The sequence below is a fragment of the Amycolatopsis sp. NPDC051106 genome, assembly GCF_040682775.1.
GTDB lineage: Bacteria > Actinomycetota > Actinomycetes > Mycobacteriales > Pseudonocardiaceae > Amycolatopsis.
Map to the genome: position 1 here is coordinate 1 of NZ_JBFBBQ010000088.1, position 18,440 is coordinate 18,440.

Annotated in this window: 14 protein-coding genes; 7 read left to right on the forward strand and 7 right to left on the reverse strand. The window is 72.0% G+C overall.

Annotated elements, in window-relative coordinates:
* Positions 1–78 precede the first annotated feature (78 nt).
* A complete protein-coding gene (locus tag AB0M83_RS39390) occupies positions 79–885 on the reverse strand; it encodes an NAD(P)-dependent oxidoreductase (protein WP_364525384.1) in 807 nt (268 codons plus the stop codon).
* 40 nt (positions 886–925) lie between these two features.
* Complete coding sequence (locus AB0M83_RS39395; RefSeq protein WP_364525386.1) at positions 926–1,735, reverse strand: IclR family transcriptional regulator; 810 nt, start codon at positions 1,733–1,735, stop codon at positions 926–928.
* 160 nt (positions 1,736–1,895) lie between these two features.
* Between AB0M83_RS39395 and AB0M83_RS39400 the strand changes: the two genes are divergently transcribed.
* From AB0M83_RS39400 to AB0M83_RS39430, 7 genes are all read left to right on the forward strand, one after another.
* A complete protein-coding gene (locus tag AB0M83_RS39400) occupies positions 1,896–3,401 on the forward strand; it encodes a sodium:solute symporter family protein (RefSeq protein ID WP_364525388.1) in 1,506 nt (501 codons plus the stop codon).
* 51 nt (positions 3,402–3,452) lie between these two features.
* Entirely contained in the window at positions 3,453–4,388 is a 936-nt protein-coding gene (locus AB0M83_RS39405; protein ID WP_364525390.1) for a 5-dehydro-4-deoxyglucarate dehydratase, read from the forward strand.
* On the forward strand, positions 4,388–5,644 hold the full coding sequence (locus AB0M83_RS39410) for a glucarate dehydratase family protein (RefSeq protein ID WP_364525392.1): 1,257 nt from the start codon (positions 4,388–4,390) through the stop codon (positions 5,642–5,644). The genes AB0M83_RS39405 and AB0M83_RS39410 overlap by 1 nt, the downstream gene beginning before the upstream one ends.
* Positions 5,645–5,648: 4 nt before the next feature.
* Entirely contained in the window at positions 5,649–6,788 is a 1,140-nt protein-coding gene (locus AB0M83_RS39415) for a hypothetical protein (protein WP_364525394.1), read from the forward strand.
* Positions 6,789–6,792: 4 nt separating this feature from the next.
* Positions 6,793–8,256 carry an aldehyde dehydrogenase (NADP(+)) gene (locus AB0M83_RS39420; RefSeq protein ID WP_364525444.1) on the forward strand — a complete coding sequence of 488 codons (1,464 nt, stop codon included), beginning with the start codon at positions 6,793–6,795 and terminating at the stop codon, positions 8,254–8,256.
* Positions 8,257–8,444: 188 nt separating this feature from the next.
* Positions 8,445–10,811, forward strand: a complete 2,367-nt coding sequence (locus AB0M83_RS39425) for a polysaccharide lyase 8 family protein (RefSeq protein ID WP_364525396.1) — start codon at positions 8,445–8,447, stop codon at positions 10,809–10,811.
* Positions 10,812–10,882: 71 nt separating this feature from the next.
* A complete protein-coding gene (locus tag AB0M83_RS39430; protein ID WP_364525398.1) occupies positions 10,883–12,364 on the forward strand; it encodes an NAD(P)/FAD-dependent oxidoreductase in 1,482 nt (493 codons plus the stop codon).
* On the opposite strand, the gene rpmJ is transcribed toward AB0M83_RS39430, so the two are convergent.
* From rpmJ to AB0M83_RS39455, 5 genes are all read right to left on the reverse strand, one after another.
* Complete coding sequence (rpmJ, locus tag AB0M83_RS39435) at positions 12,355–12,477, reverse strand: 50S ribosomal protein L36 (RefSeq protein WP_284742536.1); 123 nt, start codon at positions 12,475–12,477, stop codon at positions 12,355–12,357. The two genes, AB0M83_RS39430 and rpmJ, sit on opposite strands and share 10 nt — an antisense overlap.
* Positions 12,478–12,567: 90 nt before the next feature.
* Positions 12,568–13,740 carry a VWA domain-containing protein gene (locus AB0M83_RS39440; RefSeq protein WP_364525401.1) on the reverse strand — a complete coding sequence of 391 codons (1,173 nt, stop codon included), beginning with the start codon at positions 13,738–13,740 and terminating at the stop codon, positions 12,568–12,570.
* Positions 13,737–15,917 carry a DUF5682 family protein gene (locus AB0M83_RS39445; RefSeq protein ID WP_364525402.1) on the reverse strand — a complete coding sequence of 727 codons (2,181 nt, stop codon included), beginning with the start codon at positions 15,915–15,917 and terminating at the stop codon, positions 13,737–13,739. The genes AB0M83_RS39440 and AB0M83_RS39445 overlap by 4 nt, the downstream gene beginning before the upstream one ends.
* Positions 15,914–17,002, reverse strand: coding sequence for an AAA family ATPase (locus AB0M83_RS39450; RefSeq protein ID WP_364525404.1), 1,089 nt, complete (start codon positions 17,000–17,002; stop codon positions 15,914–15,916). The genes AB0M83_RS39445 and AB0M83_RS39450 overlap by 4 nt, the downstream gene beginning before the upstream one ends.
* The gene (locus AB0M83_RS39455) at positions 16,999–18,384 is read right to left on the reverse strand and encodes a DUF5691 domain-containing protein (protein WP_364525406.1); all 1,386 of its coding nucleotides are present in this window, start codon (positions 18,382–18,384) and stop codon (positions 16,999–17,001) included. The genes AB0M83_RS39450 and AB0M83_RS39455 overlap by 4 nt, the downstream gene beginning before the upstream one ends.
* Between the last annotated feature and the right edge of the window lie 56 nt (positions 18,385–18,440).

Here is an 18,440-nt window from a genome sequence, read left to right on the forward strand (position 1 = left end):
CCGCCAAGGTACTAGTACCAAAGCCGTGAATGTTGCCTTGAGGGACTTCAAGTCCCTCAAGGCGACATTCACGGAACGTCAGAGCGGGTTGAAGACGCCCAGGGGAGCGGTGCAGAACGGGCCGCCGACGTACTCCGCCGCGGCACCGGTCGGTGCGGGGCGAGAAGCCAGCTGCTCCGCGTACACCTCGGCGTCGTCCAGGGACTTGTACCCCAGGGCTTCGGCCTCGGCCAGGGAGTAGATGCGGCGCGTGTTGTCCGAGACACCCCAGATCAGCCGGTACCCCGGCGACGGCGCCGACAGGCAGGCCTCGAACAGGCGGGCGCCGTCGTCCGGGGAGAGCCACGTCGTCAGGCCGCGCGGGCCCAGCGGCAACGGCGTCTCGAAGCACGAGCCGATCCGGATCACGATGACGTCCATGCCGAAGCGCGAGTGGTACAGGCTGCCCAGCGCCTCGATCGCCGCCTTGCTGACGCCGTAGTACGTGTCCGGGCGCGGCGACGAGTCCGCCGGAAGATCCGAATCGTTGCGTCGGAAGCCGACCGCGTGGTTGCTGGAAGCCAGGATCACCCGCGAAATCCCCGCCGACCGCGCCGCCTCCAGCACCGTCTGCGTGCCGTTGATGTTGACGTCGAGCGTCGCTTCCCACGTGTTCTCGCGGCTGTGCCCGCCGAGGTGGATCAGCGCGTCGACGCCTTCGCACGCCGCGGCCATCGCCGCCGGGTCGGTGACCGACGCCGTCACGATCTCCTCGGACGCGTCCGACGCCGTCTGCGGGGCCAGGTCGAGCAGGCGCAGCACGCGGCCGTCGCGCTTCAAGCGGGGCCGCATCAGGGTGCCGACGACACCCGCCGACCCGGTGATGAGCACGCGCTGGTCCGTCATGGGGTTCTCTCCTAACAAGGAATGGCGGCGGACTGGGGTGTTACCGGATACCGGCGCGGCGCAGCTGCTGCCCGAGCTCGGCGGTGATTTCGGCGAGCAGCTCGCCGACGCGCTGCGCGTCGGCGTCGGTCACCTGGGAGATCGGCATCGAGCAGCTGATCGCGTCGGTGCCCGGGATCCGGTAGGGGATCACCGCGGCGACGCAGCGGACGCCGAGCGTGCCTTCCTCGATCTCGGCGGCGTACCCCCGCTCGCGCGTCGCGGCGCACTCGGCGTGCAGGCCTTCGAGCGTGGTGATGGTGTTCGGCGTCAGCGCGGTCAGCGACGCCGGCATCAGCGCCTCGATCTCGTCGTGCGTCAGCTCGGCCAGCAGCGCCTTGCCCAGCGCGGTCGCGTGCGTGGGCAGCGTGCGCCCGACGCGGGAGACGAGGTGCGTGGAACGCTGCGACTCGCGCGTCTCCAGGTAAACGACCTCGGTGCCGTTGCGCCGCGCGAAGTGCGCGGTGAAGCCGGTCTTCTCCCGGATGCGCTCCAAGGCCTCGGTGGCGAACGGGACGACGGCGTCGCGGTCCAGGTACGCCGTGCCGCAGATCAGCGCGCGGACACCGAGGCGGTAGCGGGCGGTGTTCGTGTCCGCCTCCAGCCAGCCGGCCTCCAGCAGCGTCCGCAGCAGGCCGTGCAGCGACGAGCGCGGGAAGCCCGTGCGTGCGTGCAGGTCGGACAGCGACAGCCAGACGTCGTTCGCCGCGAACGTCTCGATGAGGTCGACGGCCCGGCGCGCGGACTTCACTCCCGACGACTCGGCGGGAGCGCCGTCGGCCGCTGCCGGGTTGTCCACCTTCTGCGGCATTTGTGCTCCTCCGTCCGGCCGTTGACTTGTGACTCCGGCCATATTAGCGTCCCGAACAACGTTCTTATGGATGAACATAATCACTATAACAGACTCCGTTCATGGATGTGAACATCTCCTTCGGGAACCGCATCACTGTGGACGCGGAAAGGAGCCTGCGGTGCACGTACTCGACTGGGCGATGGTCTGCGCGTACTTCGTGCTGATGATCGTGATCGGCTGGTGGTCGCACAAACGGGTCAGCGACGTGAAGGACTTCTTCACGGCCGGCGGCAAGATGCCGTGGTGGCTGGCGGGCATCTCGCACCACATGTCCGGCTACAGCGCGGTGCTCTTCGTCGCGTACGCGGGCGTCGCGTATACCAGCGGCGTCACCGTGTACTTCTGGGGCTTCGCCAGCATCGGCGTCGGTGTGGGGATCGGCAGCTGGCTGTTCGCGGCCCGCTGGAACCGGTTGCGCTCGAAGCTCGGCGTCGCCTCGCCGCTGGAGTACCTGGCCAAGCGGTACAACGTGCCGACGCAGCAGGCGCTCGCCTGGAGCGGCAGCCTGCTGAAGATCTTCGACATCGCGGCCAAGTGGTTCGCCGTGGCGACGTTGCTGCACGTCTTCGCTGGCCTGGACTACAACCTCGGCATCCTCATCACCGGCGCCGTCACCCTCGTCTACTGCACCATCGGCGGGCTGTGGGCCGACGCGCTCACCGACTTCGGCCAGTTCGTCATCCAGGGCATCGCCGCGATCGTGATGATCGTCGTCGTGCTGGGCAAGCTGGGCGGGATCTCCGCGCTCTGGACGATGTGGGACAAGCTGCCCGAGAACCACGTCGACCCGGTGACGTCCAAGTACACCACCATCTTCTTGCTCGTTTACGTGCTCGTGAAGACGCTGGAGTACAACGGAGGCATGTGGAACCTGGCGCAGCGCTACATGGCGGCGCCGAACACCCACGAGGCCCGGCGCGGCGCGCGGCTTTCGTCCGCGCTGTACCTGTTGTGGCCCCTGGTGCTGATGTTCCCGATGTTCGCGGCGCCGCTGCTCATCCCGGGCATCAAGGACCCGACGCAGTCCTACGCGATCATGACCACGACGTTCCTCCCGCCGGGCCTGGTCGGCCTGGTGCTGGCCGGGATCTTCTCGCACACCATGGCGATGGTCTCCTCCGACGCCAACGCGATCTCCGCGGTGATCACCCGGGACATGATCCCGGCGATGGTCCGCCGCACCCGGCAGTGGACCGACGTCCAGGGCCTCAAGGCCGCACGGGTCACCACGGTCGTGTTCGTCGCGCTGACCATGCTCGTGGCCACGCAGGCGCAGAACCTCGGCGGCGTGCTGCAGATCGTCGTCAACTGGGTCGCCGCGCTGATGGGCCCGATCTCGATCCCGCTGCTGCTGGGCATGCTGCCGTGGTTCCGCAAGTGCGGCCCGCGTGCGGCGCTGGTCTCCTGGGCGGGCGGCCTGATCGCCTACGGCCTCTGCTACTACGTCTTCAACGCGAACCAGACGGTGCTCATCGCGACCCCGATCCTGGTTTCGCTCACCCTCTACGTCGGCCTCGGCCTGATCGCGCCCGAGCGCAGCTCGGTCGCCGATGAGATCGTCGACACCGTGAACACCGACGACGACGTCGACAGGATGAAGGAAGGCACGACCGTGCCCGCCTGACGTCGGCCACCCCCGGGCCGAAACCGAAAAAGGACGAGAGAGCAGAAACTGATGGCACAGACCGAGATCGAGCTGGACGGCCTGCTGGCGTTCCCCCTCACCCCGTTCACCGAGGACCTCGAGGTCAACCTCGACGCGCTCGCGGAGAACGTGGAGAGCCACATCGCGGCGGGCGCCGGTGCGCTGTTCGTCGCGTGCGGCACCGGCGAGTTCAGCTCGCTCTCGCCCGCCGAGCACGCCTCGGTGCTCACCCGGTCCCGGGAGGTGGCCGCCGGCCGCGTCCCGGTCTGGGTGGGCGCCGGGGGCGGCGCGGCGTCGGCGCGGGCCGGCATCGCGGCGGCTCAGGCCGGCGGCGCGGACGGTGTCCTGCTCCTGCCGCCGTACCTCGTTTCCGGGCCGCAGGCGGGGCTGGTCGACTTCGTCCGCTACGCCGTCGGCGACTCGTCCGTGCCGGTGATCGTCTACCACCGCGGCACCGGCGTGTTCGGTGCGCCGGCCGCGGCTTCGCTGCTCGACATCCCCTCGATCGCAGGCCTCAAGGACGGCTACGGCGACGTCGAGGTGATGACCCGGATCGTCACCACGATCCGGTCGCTGGACACCGAGCGGGCGCGGAACTTCCTGTTCTTCAACGGCTTGCCCACCGCCGAGGTGTCCGCCAAGGCGTACGCCTCGATCGGCGTCGCCCGCTATTCCTCGGCCGTGCACTGCTTCGCACCCGAGATCGCGCACCGCTTCCACCGTGCGCTCGGCGAGGGCGACACCCGCGTGATGGACGCGCTGCTGACGGGCTTCTACCTGCCGCTGGTGGCGCTGCGGGACGAGACGCCGGGCTTCGCGGTGTCCCTGGTCAAGGCCGCCGCCCGGTTGCGCGGCGACAAGGTCGGCCCGGTCCGGCCGCCGCTGGTCGAGCCGACGCCGGAGCAGATCCACCGGCTCGAGAAGATCGTGGAGGACGGCTTCGTGACGCTGAAGGCGCTGGGCTGATGAAGATCCTCGATGTGGTGCTGACGCCGGTCGCGTTCGCCGACCCGCCGCTGCTCAACGTCATGGGCGTGCACGAGCCGTTCGCGTTGCGCAGCGTCGTGCAGGTCAAGTGCGAAGACGGCGTCGTGGGGCTCGGCGAGTCCTATGGCGACGACGCGTTCCTCGGCGAGGTGCGCAAGGTCCTGCCGGAGCTGCGCGGCCACGACGTCTTCGACCTGCCCGGCCTGCAGCGGCTGGTCGCCCGGGTGTTGTCGGGCACGGTCCTGACCGACGCCCACGGGCTGATCGGCGGGTTCTCCATCCGCAAGACCGTCGCGAGCGTGTACTCGCTGTTCGAAGTCGCGTGCATGGACGCGCAGGGCCAGTACCTCGGGCGCCCGATCGCCGACCTGCTCGGCGGCAAGGCCCGCGACGCCGTCGAGTTCTCCGCCTACCTGTTCTACAAGTACGGCAAGCACGTCGACGGCCGCGAGGACTCCTGGGGCGAGATCACCACGCCGGAGACGCTGGTCGGTTCGGCGAAGCGGATGATCGACGAGTACGGCTTCCGCTCGATCAAGCTCAAGGGCGGGGTCTTCGAGCCCGCGCAGGAGGTCGACGGGATCCGTGCGCTCGCCGAAGCGTTCCCCGGCCACCCGCTGCGGATCGACCCGAACGGCGCGTGGACGCCTCGGACCGGTATCCGGGTGGCTGGTGAGCTCGACGGTGTCCTGGAGTACCTCGAAGACCCGACGCCGGGCATCGACGGCATGGCCCAGGTGGCCGCCGAGGCGTCGATGCCGCTGGCCACCAACATGTGCGTGGTGAACTTCGGCGACATCGAGCCGGGCTTCCGGGCGCGCGCGATCGGCGTGCTGCTCTCGGACCACCACTTCTGGGGCGGGCTGCGGGCGACGCAGTCGCTGTCGACGACCTGCGAAAGCTTCGGTGTCGGCCTGTCGATGCACTCCAACAGCCACCTCGGGATCAGCCTGGCCGCGATGGTCCAGGTCGCCGCGGCGACCCCGCACCTGACCTACGCCTGCGACACGCACTGGCCGTGGAAGGTCGAGGACGTCATCGAGCCGGGGGTGCTGGAGTTCCGCGACGGCGCCGTGGCGGTGCCGCCGGCCCCGGGCCTCGGCGTCAAGCTGGACGAGGACGCGCTGGCCCGGCTGCACGAGAACTACGTCCGATGTGGACTGACCAAGCGGGACGACGTGACCTACATGCGCGAGTACGTACCCGGGTTCGAGCCGAACACGACGAGGTGGTGATCCGGTGAAGGTGACGGGATACGCCTATCCCTGGGACGTCCTGGAGGCCGGGTTCGCCGCGCGGGCCCGCGACCTGGGCGTCGACGAGGTGGCCGTCGCGCTGTCCTACCACAGCGCGCGGGCGGCGACGCCGTGGTCGGCTTCGCGCACGGCCGTCGTGGCGCGGCACGCGGCGTTCTACCGGCCGGTGCGTGCGGAAGCCTGGGGAAGCAAACGGTTGCGTCCGTCCACTCCGGACTGGGTTTCTGCCCCGGACAGCGGTTCTGACGCTGTCCGGGTGCTGAACGAGGCCGGGATCCCGGCGGCCGCGTGGATCGTGCTGACCCACAACTCGCAGCTCGGCTACGAGCACCCGGACGTCGTGGTGCGCAACTGCTTCGGCGAGAGCTACCCCTGGGCGCTGTGCCCTGCGCAGCCCGCGGTGCGCGAGTACGCCGCGACGCTGACCGCCGAGGCCGTCGCCGGGCTCGAGCTGTCGTCGGTGATCCTCGAGGCCTGCGGCCCGCTCGGCGCGGTGCACCAGCACCAGCACGAGAAGACCGACGGCGTCTGGGCGCCCGCGGTGGCCCGGCTGCTGTCGATCTGCTGCTGTGAGGCCTGCGCCGCTTCGTGGGACCTCGACGCGGACACCGTCCGGGCCCAGCTCGTCGAGGAGGTCCGGCGGCTGATCGCGACCGGCGACCTCGGCGTCTCCGGCGACCGGTTGCCGCCGGAGCTGACCCAGATGCTGCTGCGGACCCGGCAGCAGGCCACCGACGAACTGCGAGCCGCCGTTTTGGCCACGCTGCCGCCGGGCACCCGGATCGTGCTGCACGGCGCGCTCGACCCGTGGGTCACCGGCGCGCTGCCCGGGCTGACGCCGTCCGCTGCGGACGACGTCGACGCGGTCGTAGTGTTCGGGTGGGCGCCCGCCACCGGCGCCGAGGCCGTCGCGGCGGCTCGGGAAGCCTTGCCCGAGCGCGTCGCGATCGGCAGCTACATCACCGCGGTCGCCGCCGCGCCGGTGCCGGACATCGCCGCGTACGTCGGCGAGCTGGCCAAGGCGGGCGCCGCCGAGCTGCACCTGTACCACCTCGGACTGGCCGGCCCGGGTCGCTGGAGCGATCTGGGCGCGGCCACCGCCGCCGCCCACGAGATGCACTGAGGAGCTGTACCGAATGAGCCAGGCCACTGACGCCGCCACGCTCGAGAAGATCCTGACGGGAGCCGCCGCGGCCGCCCGTCCCGCCGCCGAGGCGACCCCGGCCGAGCGCGCCCGCTGGCTCGTCGCGGCCGCCGACGCCCTCGACGCCGCCGCGGACGACCTCGTCCCGCTCGCCCACCGCGAGACCCACCTGCCCGCCACCCCGCGGCTGGCCGGCGAGCTGAAGCGCACGACGTTCCAGCTCCGCCTCTTCGCGGAGGTGCTCACCGACGGCGAGTACCTCGGTGCCACCGTCGACCACGCCGATCCGGACTGGCCGATGGGCCCGCGCCCGGACATCCGCCGCGTGAAGACCGCGATCGGGCCGGTGCTGGTGTTCGCGGCCAGCAACTTCCCGTTCGCGTTCAGCGTCGCCGGCGGCGACACGGCATCCGCGCTGGCTGCGGGCTGCCCGGTGGTCCTCAAGGCCCACCCCGGCCACCCGGAGCTGTCCGCCCTGACCGGCCGGATCGTGCGCGAAGCCCTGGTCGGCGCGGGTGCGCCCGAAGGCATCTTCGACGTCATCTTCGGGCAGGAGGAGGGCGTCACCGCGCTGAAGGACCCGCGGATCGCGGCGGCGTCGTTCACCGGGTCCATCCCCGGGGGACGGGCGCTGTTCGACATCGCGAACGCGCGGCCGCGGCCGATCCCGTTCTACGGCGAGCTCGGCAGCGTGAACCCGGTCGTCGTCACCGAGGCCGCCATCGCCGCACGCGGGGAGGCGGTCGCGAAGGGGTACGCCGGGTCGTTCTCGCTCGGGGCCGGCCAGTTCTGCACCAAGCCGGGCCTGCTGTTCCTGCCCGAGGACCACGGCCTGACCGACGCGCTGCGCCAGGCGTTGTCGGGTGCCGCGGCCCAGCCGATGCTCAACGACCGCATCGCCGCCGGGTACGCCGACAAGCTCGCGCAGCTGCGCGAGGTGCCGGGCGTCGAGGTCGTGTCCGAAGCGGCTTCGGAGTCGCCGTCCTTCACCCCGACGCTGCTGGCCACCACCGGCAAGCAGTTCCTCGAAGGCGGCGACTCGGTGCACGAAGAGTGCTTCGGCCCGGCGTCGCTGATCGTCGCCTACGCCGATCAGGCCGAACTGCTGAGCCTGCTCGACGTCATCGAACCGGGGCTCACCGCCACGATCCACGGCGAGGAGTCCGATGCGGACTGGATCCGGCCGGTGCTGCCGGCGCTGGCCCGCATCGCCGGCCGGCTGCTGTGGAACGACTGGCCCACCGGCGTCACGGTGAGCTGGGCCCAGCAGCACGGCGGCCCGTACCCGGCCACGACCGCCCCGACCACGACGTCCGTCGGCACCGCCGCGATCGAGCGCTTCCTGCGTCCGGTCGCGTGGCAGGGCTTCCCGGACACCCTGCTGCCCGAACCCCTCCAGGAGGCCAACCCCTGGCAGCTGCCCCGCCGCACCGACGGCTCCCGCTGACCCGCCAGACCCCGCACTTTCGGTACGAAAGTGCGGTTTTTACCCCTCAACCCCCGAGCTTTCCCTAGGAAAGATACGTACGCGCCACTTTCTTTTGGAAAGTGAGGGGACCTACCACGCCGCCGCACAACTGAATTCCGTTCCCCTTTTCCCCGCAAGCCGAAGATGTCTTCCTGGGAGGCATTGTCATGCCCGTGAACCGGAGAAACGCCCTGCGCGGCGGCGCGCTGGCGGCCGCTTCGACCGTGTTGCTCACCCGTCCCGCGTTCGCGGCGGCCGCCACTCCGGTGGCCGCCGCCGCGAGTGGGGTGCCGACCGCCACCGCGCCGATCGTCGCTGCCTACCGGCAGCTGCAGACCGGCATCAACCGGCCGTCGCCCGAACGCACCGAAGCCCTGGCCAACCTGAGCCGCGTCGCGAAGGCGTACAACGACAGCCTGTCCGTCGCCGGCGGCGGCGCTCCACTGTGGACGGACCTGCCGCTCGGACCGGGCAGTGACTACACGACATCGATGTACGCCCGGCTGCGCGCGATCGCCGTCGACTGGGGCACGCCGGGTGGCGCGCTGGCCGGCGACCCGGCGGTGCTCGAGCGGATCAAGGCCGCGCTGGAACTGATCTACGCGAGCCAGTACAACCCGGACGTCGGCGAGATCGGCAACTGGTACACCTACGAAATCGGCGTCCCGTACTACGTGCTGCACACGCTTTCGGTGGTCGCCGACCAGCTGACCGCCGACGAGCTGGCCCGCTACGTCAGCCCGATCAAGCGGTTCGTCGGCAACCCGAACGTCCGCGCCAACAACCCGTCGCTCGTCGAGACCGGCGCGAACCGCGCGGACAAGGCCCTGATCTCGATCGTCGCCGGTGCGCTGATCGGCGACACGGCGTGGATCAAAACCGGCATCGACGCGCTGACCGACGTCGCCGGCGGGGGCGCGGCGAGCGTCGTCGCCAAGCTGGACCGCGCGGCGGGCGACGGCTTCCACGTCGACGGCTCGTTCATCCAGCACGACACCATCCCGTACCCCGGGCACTACGGCATCGTCCTGCTCACCGCGCTCGCCGGCGCCATCCACGTCACGCAGGGCACGGAGTTCGCGCTCCCGCAGCCGCTGAAGGACAAGATCTACGCGCTGGTCGCGGACAGCTTCGCGCCGTTCGTCTACGCGGGCGCGCTGATGGAACCGGTGCGCGGCCGGATGCTTTCGCGGCAGGGCGAGACCGGGCACGACATCGGCCACCAGCTGACCGTCGCGACGCTGGTCCTCGCCCGCACGGCTTCCGGGAAGACGAAGACCGACCTGAACGCCCTGGCCTCGAAGTGGATCAAGGAGGGCACGTACGCGCCGTTCCTGAAGATCCCGGACCCGGAGCGGTTCGCGCCCGGCCCGGACCTGGTGGCGACGCCGGGCATCGAGTTCGCGCAGGACATGCCGGCCTCGGGCGCGCGGCCGGCGCGGGTGGTCGCCACGCACCGGATCTTCGGCCAGCAGGACCGGATGGTGCACGTCACCGACGGCTGGTCGGCGTCCCTCGGCGTCAGCTCGACGCGGATTTCGCGCTACGAGTCCATCAACGGCCAGAACCTCAAGGGCTACCACGTCGGCGACGGCGTGCTCTACACGTTCCTGCCGAACGCGAAGGGCCACTACACCGACGCCTACTGGCCGACGGTCGACCCGCTGCTGCTGCCGGGCACGACCGAAAACGACGGCCCGGCCGACCCGAAGTTCGGCGGCGTGCCGGTCGGCCCGAACCCGCACACCGGCGGCGTCCGCTGGGACGACGAGCACGGCACCTACGCGTTCGACTTCAAGTCCTGGGACGGCTCATTGGTCGCGAAGAAGTCGTGGTTCTTCACGCCGTCGGGGATCGTGTGCCTCGGCGCCGGGATCACCAGCACGTCGCCGCACGCGGTGCGCACGGCGATCGAGAACCGCAACCTCGGCGAGGGCGGCCGCGGCGCGCTGACCGCCGACTTCCGGCGCGTCGCGACCGACCTCGGCAAGGTCTCCGCGCTGCGGCGGCCGCGCTGGGTGCACCTGGAGAACGTCGGCGGGTACGTGCTCCTGGACGACGCTTCGGTGACGGCGTTGCGGGAGGACCGCACCGGTGCGTGGCGCGACATCGACACCGGCGCCAACACCAAGGGCACCACGACGCCGAACACGCGCCGGTACCAGAAGCTGGTGCTGGAGCACGGAGTCCAGCCGACGGACGCGAAGTACGCGTACGCGGTGCTGCCCGGTGCGTCGGTCCTGGGCACGGTCGGTGCGTCCTGGGCGTGGCAGGTGCGGGCGAACACCGCGACGGTCCAGGCGGTCCAGGTCGGGGAGACGCTGCTGGCGAACTTCTTCGCGGCCGGCTCGGCCGGTGACGTGCGCGTCTCCGGGCCCGCGTCGGTCGCGGTGGGGCGGTCCGGCCGGCGCCGCCAGCTCGCCGTGTCGGACCCGACCCAGACGCAGGACAGCGTGACGGTGACCGTGCGCGGCAAGTCCGTGGTGGTGCCGCTCAAGGGCAGCTTCGGTGCGACGAAGGTCGTTCCCCTGTAGCGGGTCTGCCCCGCCGGACCGGTGCCCCGACCCGGTCCGGCGGGGTCCCCACCTCGGTTAGGCTGGATTTCATGACCACCGCCGAGCACGTGGACGTCCTGATCGTGGGCGCCGGCCTGTCCGGCGTCGGCGCGGCCTGCCGGCTCCAGGAACGGCTGCCGGGCAAGACGTACGCCATCCTCGAGGCGCGCGACACGATCGGCGGCACCTGGGACCTGTTCCGCTATCCAGGCATCCGGTCCGATTCGGACATGTTCACCCTCGGCTACCCGTTCCGGCCGTGGAAGGACCCGAAGGCGATCGCCGACGGGCCGTCGATCCTGGCGTACATCCGGGAGACGGCGGCGGCACACGGAGTCGTCGATCGGATCCGCTTCGGCCATCGGGTCGTGCGGGCGTCGTGGTCGTCGTCGGACGCGCTCTGGACGGTTTCGACCGAGCACGGGGCGACGTTCACCTGCCGGTTCCTGTACCTGTGCAGTGGTTACTACTCGTACGAGTCCGGGCACGTCGTCGACTTCCCGGGCCGCGCGGAGTTCGCGGGGGAGATCGTGCACCCGCAGCACTGGCCCGCTTCGCTGGACTACGCGGACAAGCAGGTCGTGGTCATCGGCAGCGGCGCGACGGCGGTGACACTGGTCCCGGCGATGGCCTCGCAGGCGGCGCGGGTGACGATGCTGCAGCGTTCGCCGTCGTACATCGTGGCGCGGCCGGGCCAGGACGCGCTGGCCGACCGGATCCGGGCGCTGCTGCCGGAGAAGCTCGCGCACCGGGTGGTGCGGGGCAAGAACGTCGTCATGGGGACGCTGTTCTTCCAGCTCATGCGGCGGCTGCCGCGCCGGGCGGCCCAGGCGCTGCGGGATCGGGTGGCGGCGCAGCTGCCGGCGTCGATCCCGGTGGACCCGCACTTCGTGCCGTCGTACGACCCGTGGGACCAGCGCCTGTGCCTGGTGCCGGACGCGGACCTGTTCCGGGCGCTGCGGTCGGGCAAGGCGGACATCGTGACGGACCGGATCGCGCGGTTCACGGCGTCCGGCGTCCTTCTGGAGTCGGGCCGCTCGCTGGACGCCGACGTCATCGTGACGGCGACCGGGCTCCGGCTGGTGGCCTTCGGCGGGATCTCCCTGACGGTCGACGGCCGCGCGATCGAGCCGGGGGAGCAGCGGGCGTACAAGGGCATGATGTTCGGGGGCGTGCCGAACCTGGCGTGGTGCGTGGGCTACACGAACAACTCGTGGACGCTGCGGGCGGACCTGACGTCCCAGTACGTGTGCCGGCTGCTGGCGTACCTGGACCGGCGCGGGTACGCGTACTGCGCCCCGGACGCGGCCTCGGCGTCGACGGCGGGGCGGCCGCGCCCGATCGTGGACCTAGCGTCGGGGTACATCAAAAGGGCCGCCCCCGGCCTGCCGAAGCAGGGCGAGAGGCGGCCCTGGATGATGCGCCAGAACTACTTGCTGGATCTGGCCGACATGCGGTTCACCCGCGTGGACGACGGAGTGATGCGGTTCGGCCGCGCGGAAGACCGGGCAGCCGCACCGAGTCAGCCCTGACGGGCCTTCGAGCGCGGGTTGTCCTTGTTGATCACGAACACGCGGTTGCCGCGCCGGATCACCTGGGCGCCCGGCTGGCGGGCGAGCGAACGGACCGAGCTGCGAACCTTCATGGTGAGCCGTCCCTTCCTGGTCGGCGGTGCGGGCCCCGAGTGCGTCCCGCTCTCGTCTCAACCGACGGCCAGTCGGTTTCATTCCGCAACTCAGCTGGTCTCGCGCGCCACCCAGGCCTGCAGGTCCTCACCCCGGATCGCCGCCGCCATCAGCTCCGGGAACTGGTCCGGCGTGCACGCGAACGCCGGCACCCCCAGCTCCGCCAGGGCCGCCGCGTTCTCGTGGTCGTACGACGGCGCGCCCGAGTCGGACAGCGCCAGCAGCGTCACCACCTGGACGCCCGAGCCCACCAGCTCGGCGATCCGGTGCCGCAGCTCGTCCTCGTCGCCGCCCTCGTACAGGTCGCTGATCAGCACCAGCAACGTCTGCTCGGGCCGGCCGACCAGGCCCTGGCAGTACGCGATCGCCCGGTTGATGTCGGTGCCGCCGCCCAGCTGGGTGCCGAACAGCACGTCGACCGGGTCGGCGAGGTGCTCGGTGAGGTCCGCGACCTCCGTGTCGAACGCGACGAACGACGTCTTCAGCGCCCGCATCGAGGCCAGCACGGCGCCGAACAGCCCCGAGTACACCACCGACTCCGCCATCGAGCCCGACTGGTCCACAGCCAGGACGACGTCGCGCTGCACCGCCTGCTGACGCCGGCCGTACCCGACCAGCTGCTCCGGCACGATCGTGCCCAGCTCGGGGGAGTAGTGCTTGAGGTTCCGGTGGATCGTGCGCGCCCAGTCGACGTCGCCCGGCCGGGGCCGCTGCGTGCGCGACGCCTTGTCCAGCGCGCCCTTGATCGCCGCGCGCGTGCGCTCGGCGAGCCGCTCTTCCAGCTCCTCGACCACCTTGCGCACGACCTCGCGCGCGGTTTCCTTGGTCTCCTCGGGCAGCACACCGTTCAGCGAAAGCAGGGTGCCCACCAGGTGCACGTCCGGCTCGACCGCCGAGAGCAGCTCCTTCTCCAGCAGCATCCGGGTCAGCCCCAGCCGGTCGACCGCGTCGCGTTGCATCACCTGCACCACGGTGCTGGGGAAGTACCGGCGGATGTCGCCCAGCCACCGCGCGACCCGCGGCGCCGACGCACCCAGGTTCGCGCTGCGCGGGCCACCCGCCGCCTCCTCGTCCGGCTTGTCGTAGAGAGCGGCCAGGACCGAGTCGACCCCACTGTCCTCATCGGACAGTTCGGCGTCGGCGAGCCCCGACCCCGGCCCCCCGCCCTCGGCACCCAGCACCAGCCGCCAGCGCCGCGTGCGCTCGGTGTCCGCCTTGATCATGCCCCCACCCCCAGCAGCGTCGCGAGCACCGGCAGCACGCGCTCCGCCCGGTCCTCGTCCAGTTCCTCGGCCATCGCCACCACCGCCGCGGTGCCGGTGAGCCCGGCCGCGCGGTCCCCGATCGCCCGCTTCTCGGGCCCGCTGAACGCGCCGAACGTGCGGCGCAGCAACGGAAGCACCTCGGTGAACACGTCTTCGTGGATCCCCGCGAGCCACGCGTCGATCACCCGCAGCAGACCTTCGTCGTGCACCAGCAGCAGCGCGCCGCCGTCGAAGAAGCCTTCGACGTACGCCGCGCCCGCCGAAGGCGCGATGCCCGGCGTGAGCGCCCGGCCCAGCCGCAGTTCGATGTCCAGCGCGTCGAGCAGCCCGGCGTCGTGCAGGATCCGGGTCAGCCGGCCGGCCAGCAACGGGGGAAGCGACGGCCGTTCGGCCAGCCGCGCCAGCGCCGCGAGCCAGCGCTCCTTCGGGTCGTCGCCCAGCAGGGACGTCGCGTCGTGCACCCCATCGACCAGCTGGGCCATCCGGGCCGCGGCGTCGTCGTCGATCCCGTGCGTCGCCGGCGGCAGCCCGGCGCAGATCCGGTCGAGCATGCGGTCGGCGACCGCGCGCAGCGCACCGGTGTCGGTGCCGCGGACGTTCCCGTACCGCGTCGCCCGGGCCAGCGCGGGCAGCGCCGACATGAGCCGGGCGACGTCCGCGTCCGCCGCCGCCCGCGCGTCCAGAGCCGCGAGCGCTTCGGGCAGGGCCTCCGGCAGATCGGCGAGCAGGCAGTTCTCGACGGCCGTGGTCACCTCGTCCAGCGGGGGCGTGCCCTCGACGGTGTCGCGGACCGCGGCGGTCGCCGCCGACGGAACGGTGGTGCCGTGCACCGCCGCCGCGACCAGGTCGACCTCGAACGCCGGTTCCCAGCACAGCGCCCAGGTCTCCCGGAACGTGCCCCGGTTCCGCCGCGCCGACGCCTCCCGGCTTCCCCACTCGATACCGAGGACCCGCAGCCGGTGCAGCAGCTTCGAGCGCTCGAGCCCGCCGGATGTGCGCAGGTCGAGGTCGAGCTCCTTGACGATCGGGTCCTTCTTGAGCCGCAGGCGTTTCGCCGTCGCGGTCAGGTCCGCGGCCAGCGGTGGCTGCGGCACCCGCTCGGGCACCTCGCCGAGCCGTTCGCCGACCACCAGCCGCCGCGTGACCAGCTCGACCTGCACCTCGTCGCCGCCGCAGAGCACGGATCGGGTGGCTTCGGTGACCTCGGCCAGCCCGGCCGACGACCGCCCGCGCAGCGTGGCCAGGGTCTCGGACAGCCGGACCGCCTCGATGACGTGCGCGGTCGAGACGGGCAGGTCCTCCTCCCGCAGCACCCCCGCGACACCGGTCAGCCAGCGCGTGGTGACGTCTTCGGCCGTGGTGAACAGGTGGTGGTACCAGCCCGGCGACCGCACGCCGGCGCCGTAGCCGCTGGCCGTCGCGAGGCGCCCGTGGGTCCACGGCACCCAGGTGCACGCGACCTTCCGCTTCGGCAGTCCTTTGAGGACGGTCTGGTCGTGCGACGCCGGCGGCAGCGGGTCGGCCAGCGCGGGCACGTGCCAGGCCCCGCAGACGACGGCGATGTTCTCGAAGCCGTCCTTGCGGGTGCGGCGCAGCACCGAGCGCATGTAGGCCTCGCGCCGCGCTTCGTTGCCGCGCGGCGGTTCTTCGTCCTCCCGCAACGCGGTCATCGCCTCGGCGATCACCTCGAACGGGTCGTCGTCGCCGCGCCGCGACTCGACGACGTCGTCCCACCAGCGTTCCGGGTCGTCGTAACCGCCGGCCGAGGCCAGCGCGGCCAGCGGGTCGCCGGGCGGGCCGGCGTGCTCGTCCGGCGCCGCGGCGAACGTGTTCGCGGCCGGGAGGTCGCAGAACCGCACCGGGATGCCGGCTTCGCGTGCGTAGGTGAGCGCCTGCCACTCCGGGCTGAAGACGGCGAACGGCCAGAACGCGGCGCGCGAGACGTCGTCGGTCGCGTACGCCAGCAGCGCGACCGGCGGCGCCATCGCCGGGTCCTCGGTCAGCTCGACCAGGGCGTCGGCCTCGGGCGGGCCTTCGATCAGCACGACGTCGGGTTCGAGCTGCGCGAGCCGCGTCGCCACGGCCCGGGCCGAACCCGGGCCGTGGTGGCGGATGCCGAGCAGGTGGGTCGTCACGAAAGCTCCTGGCCCGCCCGGTAGAAGTCGGCCCAGCCGTCGCGCTCGCGAATGACCGTCTCGAGGTACTCGATCCAGATCGCGCGGTCGGCGACCGGGTCCTTGACCACCGCGCCGTGGATACCGGCCGCGACGTCGTGCGGGCGCAGCACGCCGTCGCCGAAGTGCGTGGCCAGCGCGAGGCCGCCGGTCAGCACGCTGATCGCCTCGGCCGTCGAGAGCGTGCCGGACGGGGACTTCACCGCCGTGCGGCCGTCCTCGGTGCGCCCCGAGCGCAGCTCGCGGAACACCGTGACCACCCGGCGGATCTCGTTCAGCTCGGCGGCTTCCACCGGCAGCTGCAGTGACGTGCCCAGCTCGGCGACCCGCCGGCTGACGATCTCGACCTCCGCCTCGGCGCTGTCCGGCAGCGGCAGCACCACGGTGTTGAACCGCCGCCGCAGCGCGCTGGACAGCTCGTTGACGCCCTTGTCGCGGTTGTTCGCCGTCGCGATCAGGTTGAAGCCCGGCCGCGCCTGGATCTCGGTGCCCAGCTCCGGGATCGGGAGCGTCTTTTCGGACAGGATCGTGATCAGCGAGTCCTGGACGTCGGCCGGGATGCGGGTCAGCTCCTCGAGCCGGGCGAGCTTGCCGTCCCGCATCGCGTGCAACAGCGGGCTTTCGACCAGCGCGGCGGCGCTCGGGCCTTCGGCGATCAGCCGGGCGTAGTTCCAGCCGTAGCGGATGGACTCCTCCGACGTGCCCGCGGTGCCCTGCACCAGCAGCGTCGAATCCCCGCTGATGGCGGCGCAGAGGTGCTCGGACACCCAGGTCTTCGCCGTGCCGGGCACGCCGAGCAGCAGCAGCGCGCGATCGGTGGCCAGCGTCGCGACGGCGACCTCGATCAGCCGCCGCGGGCCGACGTACTTCGGCGTGATCACGGTGCCGTCGGGCAAGGTGCCGCCGAGCAGGTACTCGACGACGGCCCACGGGGACAGGTTCCAGTTGGGCGGCTTGACCCGGTCGTCGGCGGCGGCCAGCGCGGCCAGCTCGGCGGCGTGGTCCTGCTCGGCGTGCGGCCGGAGGACGGTGGCGGGGGCGGTCATGCGAGCTCCTCGTACATTTCGCGGCGGAAGTTCAGCGTTTCGGTGAGCGCCCGGCGCCACGGACCGGCGTCCATGGTCAGGCGCGTGGTGGCGAGCGGGTGGCGGAGGCACCCCGCGGGGACCGCGCGGGCGATCACGACGGCGGCGTGCGAGACCAGGCGGTGGTCGTCCTGGCGGGCGATCCAGTCGAGCAGGGCGGTGCCGAGCTCCTTGGTCCACGGCCGGGGCAGCTCGTGGACCAGCCGCGCGAACGACTCGACGGGCAGCCGGCTCACGAGGTGCCCCACGGTGGCGGCCTGGCTCGCCGGGCTCAGCACGCCGAGCAGCGGTGGCGTGGTGCGGCCGCCCGGATCAGCGCCGATCAGCGCCTGCGCCCAGGTTTCGTCGCGCTGGCGCAGGGCCGCGGTGGCCCAGGAGTCGCGCAGGACGCCGGGCGGGCAGCCCTCGACGGTCATCCGCACCACTTCGGCGGGCGGGCCGAACTCGGTCCAGAAGGCCAGGGGAGCGGCGGCGGCCAGGGTGCGCAGCCGGACGGTGCCTTCGCCGCGTTCGCCTTGCGGGACGGACACTTCGAGCACCCGGCCCTTCCGGCGGACGAGCGGCCGCAGCCGGTCGGCCATGGTCTCGCCGTACCGCGTGCCGGGCAGCCGGCCGAGCAGGTCGGCGGCCCGTTCGCGGACGGCGGCGGCGCGATCGCCGAGGGCCGCTTCGAGGAAGGTTTCGTCCTCGGGGCGCACGTGCCCGGCGAGCACGCCGAGGAAGTCGGACCGGATGTCGGCCGGTTCGGTCTTCCAGGACGTCGTCAGGGCTTCGCGGGCGGCCGCGGGATCGTCGGCCAGCTTGGCGGCGAGCCAGCGGCGGCGCTGGGCCAGGCTGCCGTACTGCCAGACGTCGCCGGATTCTTCGGGCGGCGCGGCGAGGAAGCCCCAGTCGGGGTTGCGCTGCCCGAGCCACGCCCCGACCGGCCCGGCGACGGCGACGAGCGGCCCCCGCAGCGCGGCCTTGCTGCGCGCGGCTTCGGCGAGCAGCGGGAGCGTTTCGGGCGGGACGCGGTAGTCCGTGCCGGCGACGATGCCGAGCCACTCCAGCAGGAGATCGGGGTGGCTGGCGGCGAGCAGGCGGGCCAGCCGTTCCCGCGCGAGGGGAGGGACGAACGGCCGCTCGTCGGGCGCGGCGACGGGCAGGGGGCGGACGTCGTGGAGCGGCCGGCGCCCGGCGCGCCGGTAGGTGGTGAGGACGGCCGCCGCGGAGAGGAGCTGTTCCGCCGGGTCGGCGCGGTCTTCGACGAGGTTGCGGACGGCGGGCGGCTGGGTGGCGGGGTCGAGGGTGCGCCGGCGGGTGCCGAGCAGCGCGGTGCCGACGAGGTCTTCCCAGGCTTTCACGGCTTCACCGCCTTCCGGGGTCGATGGGGTGCTGCGGTGGGTGACTCGGGTTTCGC